The organism is Brevundimonas sp., from assembly GCF_046295775.1.
In the GTDB taxonomy this organism is placed as follows: Bacteria; Pseudomonadota; Alphaproteobacteria; order Caulobacterales; family Caulobacteraceae; genus Brevundimonas.
Map to the genome: position 1 here is coordinate 69,846 of NZ_JBKBML010000013.1, position 6,228 is coordinate 76,073.

Here is a 6,228-nt window from a genome sequence, read left to right on the forward strand (position 1 = left end):
GAGCGCCTACCCCGCATACTTTGTCACGGCCTCGACAACCGCATCCACGTCAGCCCGGGTAAGCCTCATGTGCATCGGCAGGGACAGTATGCGATCCGACATGCGCGTGGAATTGGGGCAGGTATCCTCATTTTCTGAGAACATTTTGTATTCACGATTGTCTCGGTAATGAACACCTGGAAATATATCGACGCCGTTGAGCGCCAACATAAGCTCATCCCGATTATCGACATGGATCTGATACAGGTGTCGAGAAGACTCACAATCGGGGGCGACCGGGACTCGGCCGATGCCCTTTTGGTCTTTCAGGCCTTCATCATACCAAGTCGCAATCTGGCGGCGATAAGCGTTGTTGCGGTCTAGGTAACGGAGTTCGACAAGCCCCATCGCGGCCATGACCGAGTTGCCATTGTACTTATAGCCGACGTAATCGACATCATACAGCCACCGATAGGAACCCTTATCCGACGTTCGCGCGAACGTGTCCTTGTTTATGCCCATCCAAGCCTTCTTGCGACAAATCTCATCATGCGCAGCTTCTGCGAAGCAGATCATGCCAGAGTCTGCGGTGGGAAGATTTTTTACTGCCTGGAATGAGTAAACCACGCAATCAGCGGAGGGAGTGTTTCCACTCAGACGCGTGCCGGCCATGTGGGCAGCGTCAAGGATAAGGCGCAAGCCATGCTTCTTGCAAAAATCCTGAACGCGTACGAGTTGACCCGTGTTCCCGCCAAGGCCGATGAACATCACGGCACGCGTTCGCGGCGTGATCTTGCGCTCCAAATCAACGGGGTCAAGACACAGAAATTCATCTACGTCAGCAAATACAGGCTTCAGGCCCTCATACATTATGGCATGGTTTGAAGACACAAATGTCAATGGAGATGTAATGATCTCATCTCCCTCACACCATCCATCAACCTCTTTAAATATATTTACTGCGAGATGCAGGCCGCTTGTAGCAGAGTTGACAAAGTGCGCATGATTCAACCGCGTATATCTCAACCACGCCTGCTCAAATTCTACGGTCTTGAAACCAAGCCCGGTCCAGCCTCGCTCCAAGGTCTCCCTGATTTCTGACAAGCACTCTTCAATAGCGAACGTCGGAACAAACAGTTGGATAGCCATCGAATTTAGCTCGGATAGGGGATTGAGAATCCTCAGTTGCACGACCCGCGCAGCAAGGCAACGCCTCTCGTCCGCACCATCCTTCCCACCAAGCCGACGCCGACGCCAGGATCTAGGGATTAAGTCGGTTGGGGCCGGCGGGGATCGTCACTCGAACTGCACGGATTCTTACGACTTCACGCTTAATGCACACGCGGCGCAGCATGTCAGGAAAAATGTCAGATGTCACAATAGACTGGACGGGGCGCTTCGCAATTTCAAAGCGTTAGAAGGGCCGCGTCACCGTGGCTGGACCGCTCCCGCCAGAGAAGCTTGGACTAGCATCTGCGTCCGCCACAGAAGTTTGGACTTCAAGTCGCGTCAGCCGATGAGGACGGGCTGGTGAGGCCTAAAGCGGCCAACCGCTTATCCCGGATGCCCTCCATCACCCGGCACCCAGTCGCTAAATGACGTGGAACTTGTTGATCAGAGTGGATCGTCGAAACAGGTCGCGGCGTTCGTCGCCACCGGGCAAGCGGGTTAGCGGTACCAGACCACCCCTCTCGCAGAAAGTGTTGAACTCGGCAAAGAATGTCGGCCGTCACGATAGGCTGGACTCCGTCCCGTGCAATTTCAACGCGATATAAAAGTGGCGACACCATTCCTGGACCGCCCGCGTCATCAAAGCTTGGACTAACGTCTGTGCTCGCCGGAAATGCTTGGACTGGTCTGCGCCCCAACTGGGTTGAAGGCGGGCCCGCTCAAGCGGCCAACGGTGGGGTGTCGCTCAACGCGTCGGCGATGATCATCATCGTCCCCACACCTGAGTGGCCGGCGAGAATGAGTCGGCCGTATCGACTTCAACCTTGCCGGCCAAGGCGCACCGCATGACCGCCGTGAAGGTTTGCTCATAGCTCACTCCGAGCTGAGCAAGCACTTCGCTCAGTGCCCGGATCGACAGGGAGCCTTCTTCGGCCTCGAGGACCTGCAGGAGCGCAATCTCGACCTCAGGCTGCGACGAGCCGTAATGGGCGAGCATCACCTGGGCGTTGGACAGTTCGGGTTGGCGCCGAATATTTTTCTCAGTGACCAGTCGAAAGAACGCATCGTGGTCTTCTTCGTAGGCGCGCCGGATGTGAGGCTCGAGCGCGGTCCAAGGCGGGTTCTGCGCCAACACGCCAGCCTTGACTTCAACGACCACGCGCCGGCCGTCCCGCATCTTCAGGACGAGATCGGGAACATACTCCCGACGCTGGTAGCCATCCAACGTGGGAACGAAGTAGGTGAGGCGGTGACACTGGACCGCATAGGCCTCGACGTCAGGATCGATGCTAATCATGGCTTGCGCGTCACGTTCCAGAAGGCTCTCGTAGAGCCCTGGGCCGAGAGCTTTCGGGGACGCGAACCAGCCGCGGATGGACGACGGGGGCGAACGCCGTCGCGCCGTCAGGCGCACGGGCTTAGCCCCCGGAACCAATCCCAGATTGTCAGCGGACACGGACGACCGAAGCGGCATCATCCGCCAGCCGCTTGCCTGGCGGGGCAGCACCGTCATTTGGCCGCTCCATCGTTCCGCGCTTTGGTGATCAACTCTGCGTCGGCGCGCGATTGCTCGGCTTTGATGATCGCCAAATGCCGCTCGCAGGCCGCAATGACGCTGCGCGCCATGGCGTCGTACTTGGCCCACTTCTTCTCGCGGACAGCGCGGAGCTCGTGGCTCTCAGCGGTGGGGAGCGATTGAGGCTGCTCCGGTTGGTCCATCGTTTTCGTCATCCTCTATCCCTTCATCTATCGACCTCCTGGTCCATGATTCCGATTTATTCGGAATGGCGACTGAATGTCAATGACCATTCCGAAAATTTCGGGTAGATGATTCGTATGGCGACAGCAGGTGAAATGATCGGGGTTATCGCGGCGGCGATTGCACGACCCCAAGCGACGGTGACCTCGTATTATGAGGTGTTACGAAAAGGAGGGCTGATCTCGACCACAGGCCGAGGGCGAAGCGCGCAGCACCTTTCGCCCCTCGACGTTGCGAGAATTCTCATTGTGATGCTGTCTGCTGACGCGCTTCAGGAGGGTGACGCGGTCACCCGCCTCGTCGGACAGCTTTGGCACACCTCTTTTACTTCGGAGGATGATGCCGAACCCGCTATCGACATTCAGTTCGAAAACGCGTTGGCCCGGATCATCGCGTTTGAGGCAGACCAGCGCCGGGGCCGTTCACCTGTTGACGATGGGTTGCTGGGAAACCTTGCAACGCACAACGTTCAGGTGCGCGTCACAGCCACGCACCTGACGGCCGAGATAAGTTTTGGATCGGTCACGACAGAATTTCTTGCATCGAGCGCTGAAAGCCCCCCCGTGACCCACCCATCCGAATGGAATGAAATACCGATCCGGGACCGCCTGATTCTGCGAGCGATGATGGAGGGAATGTCGGTTACGCGCAGCATCGATAATCATGTGATCTCGAAGGTCGCTGCGGCTATGCCGTAAGCTTGGCACGCGTGCAGACGTCCAGAACATCTGCATCGAGCCGCGCGGCCCCAATCCTTGCCCGGTCGTTCCGACTGCGCCTCCTTCAGGCGAGACAAGAACCGTCGTTTACGTCCTTTGACACGGCTTGACCGGGACTTCTTTCCTGCCACTGGTGCTTTCATGCGGCTTTCAGAGACCGAGAAGGGTCAGGCGTGGCTCCGGCAGTTCAAGTCGGATGACATAGCAGCGGCGACGCGGCTTCTCGACCAGATGGTTCTGGTCTCGACCAGCGACTACCGCCGTTGGACGGCTGGGGAGATCATCCGCGAGGCCGCCAAGGGCAGGCTCGCGCTCTATGGTGAGCGGGAATTTCCGGCTCTGACCCGGTTTTTCCCCGACCTCGCTCCGGGAAAGGTGAAGCGCGCCATCGGCCTGGAGGGGCCGGCCCTGGTCGAACCCGAACCCGGCACAGGCCTGATCGGCAGCGAAGGCATCGTCGCCCAACTGCTCAGCGAACTTTCCAAACGAAGTGATGTGGACGCTCTGCTTACACCGGGCCCTGATCGCCTGCGGCCGATGGAGGAGCAGGACGCGACCCATAGGCTGGCTATCGTCACGGACATCATCGGCTCGGGCAATCGTATCGTGCGAATGCTGGACGCCCTGTGGCGGACCGAGACCGTTCGCAGTTGGTGGTCGCACAGGAGTGTGCCCCTGGAAATCGCGGTGATTAGCTACGCGGCCAGCGCCGCCGGCCTGAAACGGGTCAAACGGCACAGGTTGAAGCCCACCGTTTTGACCCGCACGATCGCTCCCACCGTTCATGACGTCGGTGGCGGCGACATAGAGGCCTTCCGGACGCTCTGCCGTCGCTATGATCCGCGCAAGAACCGGCAGAGGCCAGGGCCATACGGCTATGAGGCCGCCGGCACTCTGCTGGCGTTCGGTCATGGTTGTCCGAACACGGCACCCCGCCTCTTCTGGGGCCGCTCGGCCCGATGGACGCCACTGTTTCCGAACCGATCGGGAGTTGAGGTCGATCTGAGGACCGACAAGGCGACGGTGACCGAGTTTTCTGAGAGGCTCCTCGCCATGAACCGGCCTAGTCTCGCCGATCCCTCGATCGGGCTGCGTTTCGGTGAAGAAGCCCGCGAGGCGCTACTCGTCCTATCTGGGATCGCCCACGGGCTGCGCGATGCGCCGCGCCTGGCCAGCCGGACCGGCGTCGATCTTCTAAAGGTTGGGATTCTGTTGCGCGCATTCGCCAGCGCCGGATGGACCGACGACAGGGGCGCGGTGACGGAGGCTGGCCTGGCCGAGTTGCGATCCGCGGCCCGGCTGAGGGCCCGGAACAGGCCTATTCCCGAGGACCGGGTTTCCGTGTACTTCCCGACGTCGTTGCGGGGGTAAGGGACAACGAGAGACGCTCGCGCTCGCACGGGGAGACTCTTGCGAGTGAGAACGGTGCCTTTGGGCACTGTTCGGGGGCTAGGATTGCCGATGCCCTCCGGTCGAGCCAACGCCTGCCTGACGTTTGGAGAAAGCTCGTCTCACGCCCGAATGCCGGGCTAACGACCTTTCTCCAGGCGCCCCCGATTGGGTCAAAGTCGATGCCCTTTTCCCCGCAACAATTCCTGCGCACCGGCCGATCCTTAGGGGTCTCCGAGCAAATCCTGCAGGCCGCCATCCTCAGGGCGGACCGGATCACGCGACATCGCTCCGACCGCGCGGTCGTGTTTACGCTCGGCCATCTCGCAGTTCTGAGCGGCGTTCACTACAAGACCCTGCGCAACTGGGTCGGTCGCTGGGGCCCTGAGCCCTATCGGCAGTTCTTCCTGTCCAAAACGCCGGATCGCCGCAGGACGGCACCCGCCGCCAGTCGTCCGATGCGCCGAATTGCCGTTCCGGCACCCGCTCTGATGGCGGAGCAACGGTGGCTCCTCGAACGGATTCTGCACACGGCACCTCAGCACGCCGCGAGCGTGGCCTTCCATCGCAAATCCGACATCGTCGATGCGGCTCGTCTGCACTGCGGGTGCCGCTGGCTAATCAAGCTCGATGTCCGGGATTTCTTCGAGTCCATCTATGAGCCCGCCGTGTTCCGGGTCTTCCAGGACCTCGGTTATGCGCCTCTGCTGGCCTTCGAACTGACGCGGCTCTGCACGCGGGTGAAGCCCGACCAGGACGAGGCCCCCGGCGACGCGGGCATGACGCGCGATCTGGTCGGTCGAGGAGTGCCCGCCTATGAGCGGATCAAGCTTGGCCCGCCGGCTCCTTGGGGCCGGTCACGCAGCCTTCACCCGAGCGACCGAGCGGTCGAGATGCGGCGTTACGACATGGGCGGACGCCTCGCCTTGCCCATGGGCTCTCTGCCTCAGGGGGCCCCCACGAGCCCTTTGCTGGCCAACCTCGCCGTCAGGACTATGGACGAGCGCATCTCGAAGATCGCGGCCGACTATGGCCTAGTCTACACTCGCTATGCCGACGACATCGCCTTGTCGACTGCTGATAAGGCGTTCGACCGGGAGAAGGCTGGCGAGGTCATCGGAAAAGTCTTTTATGAACTAGATCGTCAGGGCCTAAGGCCCCATCAAGCCAAAACACGGATCGTGCCGCCCGGTGCCCGCAAGATCGTCTTGG

General features: G+C 60.4%; 6 protein-coding genes. 3 read left to right on the forward strand and 3 right to left on the reverse strand.

Going from position 1 to position 6,228, the window contains the following annotated elements; translation table 11 throughout:
• Positions 1-6: 6 nt before the first annotated feature.
• The 3 genes from ACK4I0_RS09505 to ACK4I0_RS09515 all read right to left on the reverse strand — a co-directional run bounded on the left by ACK4I0_RS09505 (position 7) and on the right by ACK4I0_RS09515 (position 2,880).
• A complete protein-coding gene (locus ACK4I0_RS09505) occupies positions 7-1,128 on the reverse strand; it encodes a DegT/DnrJ/EryC1/StrS family aminotransferase (protein WP_409610308.1) in 1,122 nt (373 codons plus the stop codon).
• Positions 1,129-1,915: 787 nt separating this feature from the next.
• Entirely contained in the window at positions 1,916-2,662 is a 747-nt protein-coding gene (locus ACK4I0_RS09510; RefSeq protein ID WP_409610310.1) for a hypothetical protein, read from the reverse strand.
• The gene (locus ACK4I0_RS09515) at positions 2,659-2,880 is read right to left on the reverse strand and encodes a hypothetical protein (protein ID WP_409610312.1); all 222 of its coding nucleotides are present in this window, start codon (positions 2,878-2,880) and stop codon (positions 2,659-2,661) included. Before ACK4I0_RS09515 ends, ACK4I0_RS09510 begins: the two co-directional genes overlap by 4 nt.
• A gap of 96 nt (positions 2,881-2,976) precedes the next feature.
• Between ACK4I0_RS09515 and ACK4I0_RS09520 the strand changes: the two genes are divergently transcribed.
• The 3 genes from ACK4I0_RS09520 to ACK4I0_RS09530 form a co-directional block, all read left to right on the forward strand.
• A complete protein-coding gene (locus tag ACK4I0_RS09520) occupies positions 2,977-3,606 on the forward strand; it encodes a hypothetical protein (RefSeq protein WP_409610314.1) in 630 nt (209 codons plus the stop codon).
• 162 nt (positions 3,607-3,768) lie between these two features.
• On the forward strand, positions 3,769-4,998 hold the full coding sequence (locus tag ACK4I0_RS09525) for a hypothetical protein (RefSeq protein ID WP_409610316.1): 1,230 nt from the start codon (positions 3,769-3,771) through the stop codon (positions 4,996-4,998).
• A 200-nt stretch (positions 4,999-5,198) separates the two neighbouring features.
• Positions 5,199-6,228, forward strand: a 1,030-nt coding sequence (locus ACK4I0_RS09530) for a reverse transcriptase family protein (RefSeq protein WP_409610318.1), incomplete at its 3' end; no start/stop codon positions are given.

Coding starts and splice junctions, on each gene's coding strand:
- ACK4I0_RS09505 (WP_409610308.1), bottom strand. CDS start 1,128: ATGGCTATCCAACTGTTTGTTCCGACGTTCGCTATTGAAGAGTGCTTG.
- ACK4I0_RS09510 (WP_409610310.1), bottom strand. CDS start 2,662: ATGACGGTGCTGCCCCGCCAGGCAAGCGGCTGGCGGATGATGCCGCTT.
- ACK4I0_RS09515 (WP_409610312.1), bottom strand. CDS start 2,880: ATGACGAAAACGATGGACCAACCGGAGCAGCCTCAATCGCTCCCCACC.
- ACK4I0_RS09520 (WP_409610314.1), top strand. CDS start 2,977: ATGATTCGTATGGCGACAGCAGGTGAAATGATCGGGGTTATCGCGGCG.
- ACK4I0_RS09525 (WP_409610316.1), top strand. CDS start 3,769: ATGCGGCTTTCAGAGACCGAGAAGGGTCAGGCGTGGCTCCGGCAGTTC.